At 62.6% G+C, this 14,969-nt stretch carries 15 protein-coding genes; 11 read left to right on the top strand and 4 right to left on the bottom strand.

Features of this window, described 5'->3' with window-relative positions; all coding sequences use genetic code 11:
- Positions 1–6: 6 nt before the first annotated feature.
- Positions 7–333: an ArsR/SmtB family transcription factor gene (locus NL123_RS23415; protein WP_248486759.1), complete on the bottom strand. Its 327-nt coding sequence runs from the start codon at positions 331–333 to the stop codon at positions 7–9.
- A gap of 154 nt (positions 334–487) precedes the next feature.
- Here NL123_RS23415 and NL123_RS23410 point away from each other — a divergent pair, with 154 nt between their 5' ends.
- Positions 488–1,066 carry an acyl carrier protein phosphodiesterase gene (locus NL123_RS23410; protein ID WP_248486760.1) on the top strand — a complete coding sequence of 193 codons (579 nt, stop codon included), beginning with the start codon at positions 488–490 and terminating at the stop codon, positions 1,064–1,066.
- A 119-nt stretch (positions 1,067–1,185) separates the two neighbouring features.
- Here the strand turns inward: NL123_RS23410 and NL123_RS23405 are convergent, their stop codons facing one another.
- Positions 1,186–1,977, bottom strand: a complete 792-nt coding sequence (locus tag NL123_RS23405) for a lysophospholipid acyltransferase family protein (protein ID WP_494356464.1) — start codon at positions 1,975–1,977, stop codon at positions 1,186–1,188.
- Positions 1,977–2,732, bottom strand: a complete 756-nt coding sequence (olsB, locus tag NL123_RS23400) for an L-ornithine N(alpha)-acyltransferase (RefSeq protein ID WP_003172415.1) — start codon at positions 2,730–2,732, stop codon at positions 1,977–1,979. Before olsB ends, NL123_RS23405 begins: the two co-directional genes overlap by 1 nt.
- Before the next feature lie 185 nt (positions 2,733–2,917).
- Between olsB and NL123_RS23395 the strand changes: the two genes are divergently transcribed.
- The 8 genes from NL123_RS23395 (at position 2,918) to NL123_RS23360 (ending at position 11,020) form a co-directional block, all read left to right on the top strand.
- On the top strand, positions 2,918–3,991 hold the full coding sequence (locus tag NL123_RS23395; RefSeq protein WP_494356463.1) for a serine hydrolase domain-containing protein: 1,074 nt from the start codon (positions 2,918–2,920) through the stop codon (positions 3,989–3,991).
- A complete protein-coding gene (locus NL123_RS23390; RefSeq protein ID WP_494356462.1) occupies positions 3,988–4,302 on the top strand; it encodes an amidase in 315 nt (104 codons plus the stop codon). Before NL123_RS23395 ends, NL123_RS23390 begins: the two co-directional genes overlap by 4 nt.
- A gap of 108 nt (positions 4,303–4,410) precedes the next feature.
- Complete coding sequence (locus tag NL123_RS23385; protein WP_494356461.1) at positions 4,411–5,586, top strand: M20 aminoacylase family protein; 1,176 nt, start codon at positions 4,411–4,413, stop codon at positions 5,584–5,586.
- Between the two features lie 59 nt (positions 5,587–5,645).
- Positions 5,646–6,956 (top strand): citrate-proton symporter, encoded by a 1,311-nt coding sequence (locus tag NL123_RS23380; RefSeq protein ID WP_494356460.1) that lies wholly within the window; start codon positions 5,646–5,648, stop codon positions 6,954–6,956.
- Entirely contained in the window at positions 6,953–8,395 is a 1,443-nt protein-coding gene (locus tag NL123_RS23375) for an amidase (protein ID WP_494356459.1), read from the top strand. Before NL123_RS23380 ends, NL123_RS23375 begins: the two co-directional genes overlap by 4 nt.
- 64 nt (positions 8,396–8,459) lie before the next feature.
- Positions 8,460–9,218, top strand: coding sequence for an IclR family transcriptional regulator (locus tag NL123_RS23370; protein ID WP_071496842.1), 759 nt, complete (start codon positions 8,460–8,462; stop codon positions 9,216–9,218).
- 52 nt (positions 9,219–9,270) lie between these two features.
- Positions 9,271–9,861, top strand: coding sequence for a YceI family protein (locus NL123_RS23365; RefSeq protein ID WP_494356458.1), 591 nt, complete (start codon positions 9,271–9,273; stop codon positions 9,859–9,861).
- Between the two features lies 1 nt (position 9,862).
- Entirely contained in the window at positions 9,863–11,020 is a 1,158-nt protein-coding gene (locus NL123_RS23360) for a phospholipase D-like domain-containing protein (protein ID WP_494356457.1), read from the top strand.
- 51 nt (positions 11,021–11,071) lie between these two features.
- On the opposite strand, the gene bglX is transcribed toward NL123_RS23360, so the two are convergent.
- Positions 11,072–13,363, bottom strand: a complete 2,292-nt coding sequence (bglX, locus tag NL123_RS23355; RefSeq protein ID WP_248486766.1) for a beta-glucosidase BglX — start codon at positions 13,361–13,363, stop codon at positions 11,072–11,074.
- Positions 13,364–13,588: 225 nt separating this feature from the next.
- Here bglX and NL123_RS23350 point away from each other — a divergent pair, with 225 nt between their 5' ends.
- Positions 13,589–14,200 carry a LemA family protein gene (locus NL123_RS23350; RefSeq protein ID WP_058425190.1) on the top strand — a complete coding sequence of 204 codons (612 nt, stop codon included), beginning with the start codon at positions 13,589–13,591 and terminating at the stop codon, positions 14,198–14,200.
- Positions 14,201–14,218: 18 nt separating this feature from the next.
- On the top strand, positions 14,219–14,947 hold the full coding sequence (locus tag NL123_RS23345; RefSeq protein WP_282579046.1) for a TPM domain-containing protein: 729 nt from the start codon (positions 14,219–14,221) through the stop codon (positions 14,945–14,947).
- Positions 14,948–14,969 lie beyond the last annotated feature (22 nt).

Below are 14,969 nucleotides of genomic sequence, written 5' to 3'. Positions count from 1 at the left end.
TCCTTGTTACAGCGCTGCGCTGTCGTGCGCGCTGAGTTCGGTGGTGAGCGCCGCGAGGAAGGCTTGGATGGTGTCCTCGTTGCGTTTGAAAAAGTGCCACTGGCCGGCCTTCTGGCTGCTGATCAACCCGGCGCGTTGCAGGGTGGCCAAGTGGGCCGACACGGTCGACTGGGACAAGCCGCAGCGCTGGTCGATCTGCCCGGCGCAGATGCCGTATTCGTGGTTGTGCAGTTGCTCGGGGAATTGCACGGTCGGATCTTTCAGCCAGGTGAGGATGTCTCGTCGTACTGGGTGTGCCAGGGCTTTTATTATTTCGTCGAGGTCGATGGACATGGCAGGTGCTCGGTTTCGTACAGCGTTATATCGCGATGAGGCGAACTTTAAATCGGTCTATCCCGATATACCAATATGATTTTGGTCTGAGCCTAGGCTCATTCGGTATATCGGGTTATAACGATACGTTGGCGGCAGTGATAGACTGCGCGCCATGAATTATCTCGCACATCTGCACCTGGGCGGCCAACTTCCTGAGCAACTGCTGGGCAGCCTGTATGGCGACTTCGTCAAAGGCCGCCTGCAGGGCCAGTTCAGCCCGCAAATCGAAGCGGCGATCCAGTTGCATCGTTCAATCGATCGCTTCACTGACAGCCATCCGCTGGTAGGTGAGGCGTTGTCGCGCTTCAGCCTGACCCGCAGGCGCTATGCCGGGATCGTCCTCGATGTGTTTTTCGACCACTGCCTGGCGCGGGATTGGGCGCTGTACGCCGACCAGCCGCTGGAGCGCTTCACCTCGCAGGTGTACCGCGTCCTGGCGGCCGAACCGCAATTGCCGGGGCGGCTGGCGCAGATTGCACCGTATATGGCGGCGGATGATTGGCTGGGTTCGTACCGTGAATTTGCGGTGATGGAGCAGGTGTTGCGGGGAATCTCGCGGCGGCTGACGCAACCCGAGGAACTGGGGTATGCCATGCACGAGTTGCGAGAGTTGTACGAGCCGCTGAGTGAAGATTTCCGACGGTTCTACCCCGATCTGCAAGCATTCGCACAGATCCAGCTGACAAGGTAAAGCTGAATGTGGGAGGGGGCTTGCCCCCGATAGCAATGGTTCAGTCAAAGCATGCAGTGACTGACACACCCCAATCGGGGGCAAGCCCCCTCCCACATTTGAACGGTGTTCACTTGAGTTCAGGCAGCAAATGCTGGTCGAGCATCCACTTGCTCGGCTTCCGGCACCGGCCCGAACAACGCCTTCTGCACCGCCTGCTGCGCCTGATACGCCAGCGCCGCGCGTTCCTGTCCGGCACAGGCAATCGGCGTGAGCACATGGATTTCCACGTCACCCTGGTCATTGGCAAACAAGCGCATCAGGTGCGAGAGCAAATCATCATCGCCAATAAACGGTGCCAGCGGGTCCACTTGCCCATCACGCAGATAACGGATCGCCACCGGTTGCAGCGACACATCCGCATCGATCGCACTGGCCAGCAAGCGCCCGTGGAACGTACGCAGGCTGCGCCCGTCGGTGGTGGTGCCTTCCGGGAACATCAGCAGCGGGTGCTGTTGCTCCAGATGACGGGTCATCTGCTTGCGGATCAACTGGCTGTCGCCCGAGCCCCGGCGGATAAACAAGCTGCCAGCCTTGGCCGCCAACCAACCTGCCACCGGCCAGGTGCGCACTTCGGCCTTGGACAGGAATGACATCGGCGCCACGGCGCCGAGCAGCGGAATATCGGTCCAGGACACGTGATTGCTCACCCACAGCATCGGCGTTTGCGGCAACTCGCCGTGCACCGTCACGCGAAAGGGCAGGGCGTTGGTCAGCCGCGCCATAAAGAACCGCGACCAACGCTGGCGCCGCACCATTGAATTGGCGATGCCCAGACGCTCGAACACCCCAAACACACTGGCCATGCTCAAGCCCAGCGCCACCACCACCAGCACGCGGGCAATACGCCCGTAAACCCGCAGGCGGCTCATCACATTGCAGCCTTGAAGTGGCGCGCGTAACGCGGGCACAGCTCATCGCGCTTGAGCAGGATGAACACGTCGGCCACCTGGAAATCTTCATCCCAGCACGGCTCGCCGCAAATCTTCGCACCCAGGCGCATGTAGGCCTTGAGCAACGGCGGCATCTCCGCGATCACGTTGGACGGCAGGTCCAGCGCGGGCAGCGGTTTTTTCGGTTCGGCGCGCAGGTGTTCGTTGCACAGGTAGCGTTCGCGCAGGCGCTGCATGATCGCGTGGGCCTGGATCCCGCCGTCGTGCATCGGGATGCTCGCGCAGCCCATCAGGTAGCTGTAGCCACCCTGGTTGAGCACCTCGGCCAACTCGCCCCACAACACCGCGATAGTGCCGCCGTTGCGGTAGGCCGGGTCGACGCAGGTGCGGCCGATCTCCAGGATCGGGCCCTGCAGGTGGAGCAAGCCATGTAGGCTGAATTCTTCTTCGCTGTAGAACCGGCCCAGGGTGCTGGCGGCCTGGTGGTCCAACAAACGGGTGGTGGCCACCAGTCGACCGCTGTTCAAGTCCCGCACACCGATGTGGCTGCAGTGAACATCATAGTCATCCATGTCCAGGCCCAGTTCCGCGCCTTTCAGCTTGGCGTTGAACTCGCCGCTGAACACGTTGAACCGCAGGGCCTGTGCTTCCTGCAACGCCTGCGCGCCAACCAGGCGTTCGGCTTGCAGACGGCGTTCATTGCCGGTGTCGCTGATGCGGGCGATCTGAGTCATGGCGAATCTCCGAGTGCCAGCCACCTTTCGGCCGGTCGACTTGTTTGTCCAAACTCAGGCTATGTAGGCTCGGTGTCATCTCCATGAAGTTATGGTGACGCTTGGATGACAGGCCTTGTGTAGCAAATCTGTCATCACCCTCGGCTAGGCTCGCGGGCACGAATGCCCCCCTTGAGTCTGCGTCCATGGTCAGAGGCTTGTTGTGTGTTGCCCTGCTGTTCGTCACCGTCACCGCCCATGCCGACACCTGGCCTGACAAGGACTGGGCCAAGGGCACACCGCTCGAAGGCCCGGCTGTCGACGCCCTCAATGCCTACGCTTTCCCAGCGCGTGACGACACCACCCGCAAAGGCATCCGCACCGACGCGCTGTTGGTGATCCGCGATGGCGTGATCATTTATGAACGCTACGGCGCACCCACCACCGCCAGCACGCCGCACCTGACCTGGTCGGTCAGCAAAAGCCTGATGGCTACGGTGCTCGGCGTGGCCTACGGTGAAAGCCGTTTCAAACTCACCGACCCCGCCGCGCGCTTTTACCCGCCGATGAAACAGCACCCCAAGGTGACCATGGCTGACTTGCTGCACTGGGCCTCGGGCCTGGACTGGCAGGAAGACTACGAATACGCGCCGCTGAAATCCTCGGTGGTGGCGATGCTCTACACCCGAGGCCGTGGCGATATGGCGGACTTTGCCGCTGACACCGACGCGGCGGCTGAGCCGGGCCGGGCGTTCCGGTACTCCAGCGGCGACACCAACATCCTCTCCGCCGCCCTCAAAGGCATGCTCGGCCACAAGGCTTATATGAGTTACCCGTGGGATGCGCTGTTCAAGCCGTTAGGTATTCGCAACGCCACCTGGGAAACCGACGCCGACGAAACCTTCGTCGCCTCGTCCTACGCCTACCTCACCGCCCGCGACCTGGCGCGGGTCGGCTTGCTGATGGCGCGTGACGGGCGTTGGGGCGATCAGCAGTTGCTGCCTAAAGACTGGGTCGCCTTCAACCGCCAGCCGTTCGACAACTACAAGGTCGGCCAGGACGAAGCGGCGCCGGGTGGTCATTGGTGGCTTAACAAAGGCGAACCGCGCCCCTGGCCCGACGCCCCCGCCGACACCTTCGCCGCCCTCGGCCACTGGGGCCAAGCGCTGTACGTGATGCCCGACGAACAGTTAGTGATCGTGCGCTACGGCGATGACCGCGACGGCAGCTATCGCCATAACGAACTGCTCAAGCGCGTGCTGGCGGCGGTGCAACCATGATCCGCCGTCGGCCGTTTACCAGCCTGTTCCTGCTGCTGTTGCTCGCCCTGCTGGGGTGGATCTGGCACGAGCGCGTCAACCTGCAAGCCTTCCCCGACATCATCGCGGCGTACGCGGCCAAGGAATATTGTTCGTGCCGGTATGTGGAGAACAATCCGGCGGCGTATTGCCGGGGGTATGTGAAGCAGTACGTGCCGACGAGTGCGTTCAGCGATAACCCGGAGCGCAGTGAGGTGACGGCGAGTGGGCTGGGGAGGACGCACACGGCGAGGTGGCTTGGCGACCGCCAAGGCTGTCGCTTATCCCCCTGAGGTTCCACAGGGTGGAACCACCTTTGATTGTCCTTGCGCCCACATCGCGGTTAGCTGGCGATGTGCAGCAAACAAGAACGGGAATACCCGCCTGCGAGGAGAATCACCATGCGCCCCCACCAGCACATACTGGATTGGCTCAGCGACGTTGCCGGCGACTTGCGCGCCGTGCGCCACGACATTCACGCCCATCCTGAACTCGGTTTTGAAGAGAACCGTACCTCGGCCCTGGTTGCGCAGTCCTTGAGGGAATGGGGTTACGAGGTGCACACCGGCATCGGCAAGACGGGCGTAGTCGGTGTCATGCGCAATGGCAGCAGCTCACGCACCCTGGGCATCCGCGCTGATATGGACGCGTTGCCCATCATCGAAAATACCGGAGCGGCCTACACCAGCCAGCACGCCGGTTGCATGCACGCCTGCGGCCATGACGGCCATACCACCATGTTGCTCGGCGCTGCCCGCTACCTGGCGGCCACGCGGCAATTCGACGGTACGTTGAACCTGATTTTCCAGCCCGCTGAAGAAGGCCAGGGTGGCGCCGAAGCCATGTTGGCCGATGGTTTGCTGGAGCGTTTTCCCTGTGACGCCCTGTTCGGCATGCACAATATGCCGGGCTTGCCGGCCGGGCACCTGGGGTTGAGAATCGGGCCGATGATGGCGTCCCAGGACTTGCTCACCGTGACCCTCGAAGGCGTCGGCGGCCACGGTTCCATGCCGCATCTGACGGTGGACCCACTGGTGGCGGCGGCGAGTCTGGTCATGGCGTTGCAGACCGTGGTGGCGCGCAATATCGACACCCAGGAAGCGGCCGTGGTCACGGTCGGAGCCCTTCAGGCGGGCCAGGCGGCCAATGTGATTCCCCAGCAGGCGCTGTTGCGTCTGAGCCTGCGCGCGCTCAACCCCAAGGTGCGCGAACAAATGCTGGAACGCGTGTTCGCCATCATCCACACCCAGGCCGCCAGCTTTGGCTGCACCGTGCAGATCGAACACCGCCCGGCCTATCCGGTGCTGGTCAATCACGCCGAAGAAACCGAGTTTGCCCGCCAGGTCGGCATCGCCTTGCTCGGCGCCGATGCGGTGGACGGTAACACCCGCACGCTGATGGGCAGCGAAGACTTCGCCTGGATGCTGCAACGCTGCCCCGGCAGCTATCTGTTCATCGGCAATGGCGTGTCGCGGCCGATGGTGCATAACCCCGCCTATGACTTCAACGACAACATCCTGCTGACTGGCTCCGCCTATTGGGGCGCGCTGGCCGAGAGCTGGCTCAAGCCTGCCTGACGACCGTCTTTTTCTGCCGCTGGACCCTTTCCCTCGATCGGTTGAATGGAGTGTTCCTCATGCAGACTGCAAAACCAGGTGTGTCCCGCACCCGCCAAGTGGTGGCGGCCGTCATCGGCAATGCGCTGGAATGGTATGACTTCATTGTCTACGGCTTTCTGGCGAGCATCATTGCCCGTCAGTTTTTTCCTTCGGATGACGAGTACGCCTCGCTGCTGATGGCCTTGGCCACTTTTGGTGTGGGTTTTTTCATGCGTCCTGTGGGGGGCATCCTGCTGGGGATCTATTCCGACCGTAAGGGCCGCAAGGCGGCGATGCAGTTGATTATCCGGCTGATGACCGTGTCCATCGCATTGATTGCGTTCGCGCCCAACTACGCCGCTATCGGTATGGGGGCACCGATGTTGATCGTGGTGGCGCGCATGCTTCAAGGCTTCGCCACCGGCGGTGAATACGCGAGCGCCACAGCGTTTCTGGTGGAAAGCGCTCCGGCCCATCGCAAGGGCTTATATGGCTCCTGGCAATTGGTAGGGCAATGCCTGGCCGTGTTCGGCGGCGCAGCGATGGTGGCGGCGGTCACGCATTTCTTTTCGCCGCAAACCCTCGACCTGTGGGGGTGGCGCCTGCCGTTCGTGTTCGGTTTGCTGATTGGCCCGGTGGGCCTGTGGATTCGTCGGCACATGGAGGATCCAGAGGAGTTCATCGAGGCACGCAAACAGGCGACCGGCCCGGCGCCGAGCCTGATGCAGGTTGTACGCGAGCACAGACGCAGCATCCTCGTATCCATGGGCCTGGCCTGTGGTGCGACGGTGTCGTTCTATGTGGTGCTGGTGAACATGCCGACCTTTGCCCACAAAAGCCTTGGTTTGCCGCTGGACCAGGTATTGATGGTGCAGATGTTTGCGGTGGCGCTGATGACCGTGGTGATTCCGCTGTCCGGGCTGCTCTCGGATCGCCTGGGGCGGCGGCCGGTGTTGATGGCATTCACCCTCGCATTCTTCGTCATGGTTTATCCGCTGTACGTGTGGGTCGCCGCCGCACCGTCCATCGAGCGGCTGCTGGTGATGCAGGTGCTGCTGTGTACGGCTATCGGTGGTTTTTTCGGGCCGGCACCGACGGCATTGGCTGAGCAGTTTCCCATCGAAGTGCGCTCGACCGGCGTGTCGGTCGCCTATAACGTGGCGGTCATGGTGTTCGGCGGTTTCGCGCCGTTGATCGTCACTTGGCTGACCAAAGTACTGGGCACGCCAGTCGCGCCATCCTTCTATGTCTTGTTCGCTTGCGTGCTGACGCTGCTGGGCACTTACTGCATGCATGAGGCACCGCGGGCCAAGCAACCGCTGCCGTTTTCCAAAGAGGTGAAGCCTTGAGTATTGTTGATTGGGATGCCACCGAACTGTCGCGGGCGATTCATGGGCGTGAGGTGTCGTGCGAAGAAGTGATGCAGGCTTACCTGGCGCAGATCCAGCGCTTCAACCCAGGTGTGAACGCGCTGGTGTCGCTACGTGATGCCGATGACGTTCTGGCCGAGGCGCGCGAATGTGATCGCGAGTTGGACCAAGGCAAGTCCCGCGGCTGGATGCACGGCATGCCCCAGGCGATAAAGGACCTGGCGGCGACCAAAGGCTTGCGTACGACGCTGGGGTCGCCCTTGTTCGCCGAGCACGTGCCCACCGAAGACGCCATCAGCGTGGCGCGGGTACGGGCCAGTGGCGCGATCATCATCGGCAAGAGCAATGTGCCGGAATTCGGCTTGGGCTCGCAGACCTACAACACTCTGTTCGGTACCACCGGCAATGCCTATGACCCCGGCCTGGTCGCTGGCGGCAGCAGTGGCGGGGCGGCGGTGGCCCTGGCGCTGCGTATGCTGCCGGTGGCCGATGGCAGCGACATGATGGGCTCGCTGCGCAACCCGGCGGCGTTCAACAATGTGTTTGGCTTGCGTCCGTCGCAAGGCCGTGTACCTCACGGGCCTATGCCTGAAGTGTTCGTGCAACAGCTAGGCACCGAAGGCCCAATGGGCCGCAGCGTGACGGACGTGGCGCGGTTGCTGGGCATCCAGGCGGGTTACGACCCTCGGGTGCCGTTGTCGTCCAAGGAAGATCCGGCGGTGTTCGATCAACCCTTGCAGCGTGACTTCAAGGGGGCACGCCTGGGTTGGCTGGGGGATTACAACGGCTATCTGCCGATGGACGACGGTGTACTGAGCCTGTGCGAATCGGCCCTTGGCGATTTCACCGCGCTGGGGTGCACAGTGGAAAGCTGTCAGCCGGACTTTTCCATGGCGCGGCTGTGGCGCAGCTGGTTGGTGCATCGCCACTGGCTGGTGCACGGCAACCTCGGCGCGGCCTATGCCAACCCCAAAAAGCGTGCGTTGCTCAAGCCTGAAGCACAATGGGAGGTGGAGGGCGGCCTGGGGTTGACGGCCCAGCAGGTGTACCAGGCGTCGGTGGATCGCAGTGAGTGGTATCGCGCCCTCGCCAAACTGTTCGAGCATTACGATTTCCTGCTGTTACCGACGGCCCAAGTGTTCCCTTTCGAGGCACAACAACCCTGGCCGCGCCTCGTCGGCGGGCGCGAAATGGACACCTATCACCGCTGGATGGAAGTGGTGATAGGCCCGACCCTGGCGGGGCTGCCGAGCATGAGCATCCCGGTGGGCTTCAACCCCCAGGGCCTGCCCATGGGCCTGCAGATCATCGGCCCGGCCCAGGCGGATCGGGCAGTGCTGCAACTGGCCTATGCTCATGAACAGCTGACGCAATGGGTGCAGCGTCGGCCGCCGACGTGCCTTGAATCGACGGGTTGAGCCGCGACCGGGCCTGTATCTTGCTGTGAACAATGATCATCCATCGGCAACAGGGAGATCGAACATGGAGACAGGCACCGTACGCTCGGTCGAGCGCGCACTGGCAATCGTCGAGTTGCTGGGCGAGCATCAGGCCCTGGGGCTGGAGGAGTTGCATTACCTCACCCGCCTGCCCAAGGCCACAGTGTCGCGCATGTTGCTGACGTTGCAGGAGCAGGGTTGGGTCTATCGCGGCTTGAGCGATCGCCGTTACCGCCTGCGCGCCCAGCGCCTGTTCGGTGACACCCAGCAACGCTTCAAACGCCAGGTGGTGGAAAGTGCAGCGCCCTGGCTGCTGGAACTCAGCGAGCGCACCGGGCTGGTGGTGGATTTGTCCTGTTTTGATGGCGAGCGCCTGGAGGTCATGGAAAGCGCGATCCCCAGTGTGTTGCGCAAACTCTACCCGAACAATTGCCAGATCGTCGGCCAGCACGCCAGCCTGTTTCATTCTGCTATGGGCAAGGCCTGCCTGACCCAATTGCCGGCCGAAGAGGTTCAACGTTTGGCGGGCCGCGACCAGGTGGCGGCGGACGAGCAATACCAGGCCTGCGAACAAACCCAGCATCAGGGCTTCGGCCAGCGCACCGAGGGGTATTGGGAATACCCGGTGCGCCTGCCGTTTCTGATTCGTGCCGTGGCCTTGCCGGTGCGCGCCAATGGGCGCCTGGTTGGCAGCATGGCGTTGCATTGGCCGATGCATCAGGCGCCGGTTGAGCGGGTGTTGAACCTGCACATGGCCAGCCTGGAAGAGACGGTGCGCGAAGTGCAGCGCGCATTGGCGTAACCCTCGCGATCCGGTTAAGGTTCGTTCAGGTTTTTCGCCCCACGAGTCTTCAATGTTCAACGCTTCTGTGATCAAACCCCTGGCTTTCGCTCTGTTGGCCGCCGCCGCTGTGCCTGCCCATGCCGACTGGTACCTGGATAACGAGTCCTCGCGCCTCTCTTTCGTCACCACCAAGAACACCGAGATTGCCGAGGTGCAGCGCTTCCTGGTGCTGCACGGCAAGGTCGACAGCAAAGGCGCGGCGCAACTGGAAGTGGAGCTGGAGTCGGTCAACAGTGGCGTCCCGCTGCGCGATGAGCGCATGCGCAATCAGCTGTTCGAGATCAAGACGTTCCCCGAGGCGCTGATCAACGCGCAAATCAACCTGCAACCCATCAACGACCTGGCGCCCGGTGCGCAGCTTGAATTGCGCCTGCCGTTATCCGTGACGCTGCACGGCAAGACCCAGACCTACAGCGCCGAGCTGCTGGCCACGCGCCTGGATGACCGGCGTTTCCAAGTGGTCACCCTGGAGCCGCTGGTGGTGCATGCCGAGGACTTCGACCTGGCGCCGGGGGTGGCCGTGCTGCGTAAAGCGGCGGGGCTCAAGTCGATCAGTCTGTCGGTGCCGGTGGGTGCGGTGCTGATCTTTACGGCGCGCTGACGTGAGTGGCGCGGTGTTCCCGTGGCGCAGCGCCAACCGTTTCGAGTTGTTGATCGACGGGCCGAGTTTTTTCCCGCAGATGCTGGTGGGTATCGCCCGCGCCGAGCGGCAAGTCGAGTTGGAGTTGTACCTGGTGGAAGCCGGCGCCTGCGCCGAGGCCATGGTGCAGGCGCTGGTGCTGGCCGCCGAGCGTGGCGTGCAGGTGCGTTGCCTGTTCGATGACTACGGCAGCCTGGCGTTTACCCTCGGGCTGCGTAAGCGGTTGACCGATGCCGGTGTCGAGCTACGTTTCTACAATCGCCTGCGCTGGCGCCGCTGGATGCGCAACCTGTACCGCGACCATCGCAAACTGCTGTTGATCGACCAGGACATGGCCTTTGTCGGCGGCACCGGCGTGACCGATGAATTCTGGACGCCGGGCAACGACAGCGCCGACTGGCACGAAGTGATGGTGCAGATCAGCGGCCCGTTGGTGCAGGACTGGCAAGCATTGTTCGACCGCCAATGGCACGCCAACAACGCGCGCCGTGCGTGGAAACCCGCCACCCATTTCGGCTTGCCACGTTTGCCCAGGATGCCCGCCACCGGACCGGGTCTGGGTCGTGTGGCCTATGCCGATGCCCGCCAGCACCGGGACATTTTGCAATCGCTGATCCGGGCCTTGAACAGCAGCAAGACGCGCATCTGGCTGGCGACTCCGTACTTCCTGCCGACCTGGGGTGTGCGTCGTGCTCTGCGCCGTGCGGCGGGGCGGGGTGTGGAGGTGCGTTTGCTGCTCACCGGCCCGCGCACCGATCACCCGTCCGTGCGCTATGCCGGGCACCGCTATTACCCGCGCTTGCTGCGCTCGGGCGTGCAGATTTTCGAATATCAGCCGTGCTTCCTGCACCTGAAGATGGTGCTGGTGGATGACTGGGTCAGTGTGGGCTCGTGCAACTTCGACCACTGGAACCTGCGCTTCAACCTGGATGCCAACCTGGAAGCGTTGGACCCTGAATTGACGCGGGCGGTGGCGGGCAGTTTCGAGCGGGATTTCGCGCAAAGCCAGGCGGTGAGCCTGGAGGCGTGGAAGTCGCGACCGTTGTGGCGGCGGGTGAAGCAGCGGGTGTGGGGGTGGATTGATCGGTTGGTGGTGAACCTGCTGGATAGACGCGGCTAGCCAGTCCACTGGGAGGCAAATGTGGGAGGGGGCTTACCCCCTCCCACATGTCTACAGCAGTTCGAAGGTCTGCTGCTGTACGTCCTGGGAATCCAACCCGATCTGCACATTGAACTCGCCTGGCTCCGCCGCGTACTTGAGCTGGGTGTTGTAGAACTTCAAGTCTTCCTCGGTGATGGTGAAGTGCAGGGTGCGCTCTTCACCGGCCTTGAGCATGACCTTCTGGAAGTTCTTCAGCTCCTTGATCGGGCGGATCATCGAACCGGCCACGTCCTGGATGTACAGCTGCACCACGGTTTCGCCATCCACCTTGCCGGTGTTTTTCAGCGTCACGCTGGCGTCCAGCTTGCCGGTCTTGTTCAGGGTGGTGGATGACAGCGCCATGTCCGACAGGCCGAACGTGGTGTAGCTCAAGCCATAGCCAAACGGGAACAGTGGGCCGGTGGTGTCATCGAAATACTGCGAGGTGTAGTTGCCCGGCTTGCCTGGGGTGAATGGCCGGCCAATGGTCAGGTGGTTGTAGTAGGTGGGAATCTGCCCCACCGAACGTGGGAAGGTGATCGGCAGCTTGCCCGACGGGTTGTAGTCACCGAACAGCACGTCGGCGATGGCGTTGCCACCTTCGGTGCCGGCGAACCAGGTTTCCAGGATGGCGTCGGCCTGTTGGTTCTCTTCAAGGATCGACAGCGGGCGACCGTTCATCAGCACCAATACCAGCGGCTTGCCGGTGGCTTTGAGGGCCTTGATCAGGTCGCGCTGGCTTTGCGGGATGTTCAGGTCGGTGCGGCTGGACGACTCGTGGGACATGCCACGGGATTCGCCCACGGCGGCTACCACCACATCGGCATCCTTGGCAGCCTTGACGGCCTCGTCGATCATCACCTGGGCTGGGCGGGTGTCATCCACCACTTCCGGCGCATCGAAGTTGAGGAAGTTCAGGTAGTCGACCACCGCCTTGTCGTTGGTGATGTTGGCGCCACGGGCATAGATGATCTTGCCTTTTTCGCCGATCACCGCGTTCATGCCGTCGAGCAGGGTCACCGATTGCTCGGGTTTGCCGGCGGCGGCCCAGCTACCCATCATGTCGATTGGCGCCTTGGCCAACGGGCCGACCAGGGCGATGGTCGCGGATTTTTTCAGCGGCAGGGTGTTGTCCTGGTTTTTCAGCAACACCAGGCTGCGACGTGCGATATCGCGCGCGTCGCTGCGATGCAGGCGGCTTTCGGCGTAGGTGTCGGCCGGGTCATCCTCGGCCTTGCCGATGCGCAGGTACGGGTCCTTGAACAGGCCCATGTCGTACTTGGCGCCGAGCACTTCGCGCACGGCGTTGTCGATGTCGCTCTGTTCGATTTCGCCGGACTTGAGCAGGCCGGGCAATTCCTTGCCGTACAGCGAGTCGTTCATGCTCATGTCGATGCCGGCCTTGATCGCCAGCTTGGCGGCTTCACGCCCGTCCTTGGCCACGCCGTGCTTGATCAGCTCGAAGATCGCGCCATGGTCGCTCACGGCCAGGCCCTTGAAGCCCCAGTCCTTGCGCAGCAGGTCGTTCATCAGCCAGGTGTTGGCGGTGGCGGGCACGCCGTTGATCGAGTTCAGCGCCACCATCACGCCGCCGGAACCGGCCTTGATCGCCGCGTGGTACGGCGGCAGGTAGTCCTGGTACATCTTGACCGGGCTCATGTCGACCACGTTGTAGTCGCGGCCGCCTTCCACCGCGCCGTACAGGGCGAAGTGCTTGACGCTGGCCATGATGCTGTCGGCATTCGCCGGGCTCACACCCTGGAAGGCCTTGACCATCACTTCGGCAATGCGCGAGACCAGGTAGGTGTCTTCGCCGAAGCCTTCGGAGGTGCGGCCCCAGCGCGGGTCGCGGGAGATGTCGACCATCGGCGCGAAGGTGATGTCGAGGCTGTCGGCGGCGGCTTCCTGGGCGGCGATGCGCCCGGAGCGGCCGATGGCGTCCATGTCCCAGCTGGAGGCCAGGGCCAGGCTGATCGGGAAGATGGTGCGGTGGCCGTGGATTACGTCATAGGCGAAGAACATCGGGATCTTCAAGCGGCTGCGCATGGCCGCGTCCTGCATCGGACGGTTTTCCGGACGGGTGATGGAGTTGAACGTGCCACCGATGCGGCCGGCGGCGATTTCCTTGCGGATCAGCTCGCGGGGCATTTCGGGGCCGATGCTGATCAGGCGCAATTGGCCGATCTTCTCATCGAGGGTCATCTGCTTGAGCAGGTCGCTGACGAAGGCGTCCTTGTCCTTGAGCGCAGCAGGCTTTGTTTCTGCCCAGACGGGGTGGGTGGCCAGCGTGGCAACAAGGCCGAGCAAACACAGCTTCTTCATGAATATCCTTTTTCGGCTCACTGCACAGCGAAAATGCGCTGTTCTGCCAAAATGTGGGGAACGTATGTTGTTGTTCGAGTGTTATACCGACAAATGCCGCACACTTCGGAACTCTTATTAGCGGTGGGCATCTTTTTAGCTGATTGATTCGATGCAATCCAGTCGTGGCAACGGATTATGCCTTACCGGTGCCCAATTCCATCAAGGTTCGCCAGGAGAAACACCATGCAAGCAGCACAAGGTTATCGCTGGGGCTTGAAAGCCGCGGTTCTGCTATTGATCGGCACGGTGCTCAGCGGTTGCGGCATCAACAACATCCCGACCCTGGACGAACAGGCCAAGGCTGCCTGGGGCCAGGTGCAGAACCAGTACCAGCGCCGCGCCGACCTGATCCCCAACCTGGTGGAAGTGGTCAAGGGCTATGCCGCCCATGAGCAGGACACCCTCACCGCCGTGATCGAAGCGCGGGCCAAGGCCACTTCGATCCAGGTGGACGCCAGCACCCTCGACAACCCGGAAAAACTCAAGCAGTTCCAGCAAGCCCAGGACGGCTTGAGCGGTGCACTCAGCCGTTTGATGGTGGTGTCCGAGCGTTACCCGGACCTGAAAGCCAACCAGAACTTCCTGGCCCTGCAATCCCAACTTGAAGGCACCGAAAACCGTATCGCCGTGGCCCGCCGCGATTTCATCCAGGCGGTGCAGGCCTACAACACCGAGATCCGCACCTTCCCGGGCCGTCTGTGGCACAGCGTGATGTACAGCGACTTGCCGGTTCGCGCCACGTTTGAAGCCACCAGTGCCGATGCCGATAAAGCGCCGCAAGTGAAGTTCAAATAAGGCCGCGCTGAGGTGTCGATGCGTTTATTACGGATAGGCCTGGCACTGTGGCTGTTGGCCTGCGTGGGCGTGGCCCAGGCGGCGCTGACCTTCCCGGCGCTGACCGGGCGGGTGGTGGACAACGCCCAGATGCTCGACCCGGCCACGCGCCAGCAACTCACTCAGCAGTTGCAGGTGCTGGAACAGACCTCCGGCGACCAGATCGTGGTGGTCACCGTGCCCGACCTGCAAGGCGTGCCGATTGAGGACTTCGGTTATCAGTTGGGCCGCGAGTGGGGCATCGGCCAGAAGGGCAAGGACAACGGCGCGCTGTTGATCGTCGCCCGCGATGAGCGCAAATTGCGCATCGAAGTCGGCTACGGCCTGGAAGGTGTGCTCACCGATGCGCAGTCGTGGGTGATCATCAACCAGGTGATTGCACCCAAGTTCAAGGCCGGCAACTTCAGCCAGGGCATCAGCGACGGCGTGGCGGCGATGATTCAGGTGGTGGGCGGCGAACCGCTGGCCGTGCCGGCCCATGTGGCGGACGCCAACTTTGCCAAGGATAATCCCGGGTTTTCCATCGGTCTGTTTATCCTGCTGATCGGCGTGTTGTGGCTGTGCAATCGCTTGGGCCTGCCGGTGGGTGCGATCCTGCTGGCGATTCTCAGCAGCAGCGGCCGTGGCGGTGGTGGCGGGGGCGGCGGCGGTGGTTTCCGCGGCGGCGGGGGCGGCTTTGGCGGTGGCGGGGCTTCAGGCGGCTGGTGATGATAATAATGAGAGAGCAAGC

It is taken from the genome of Pseudomonas sp. FBCC-B1565 (assembly GCF_059133265.1).
The sequence above is the reverse complement of the archived record's forward strand: the minus strand, read 5'-3'. Positions and strand labels throughout refer to the sequence as shown.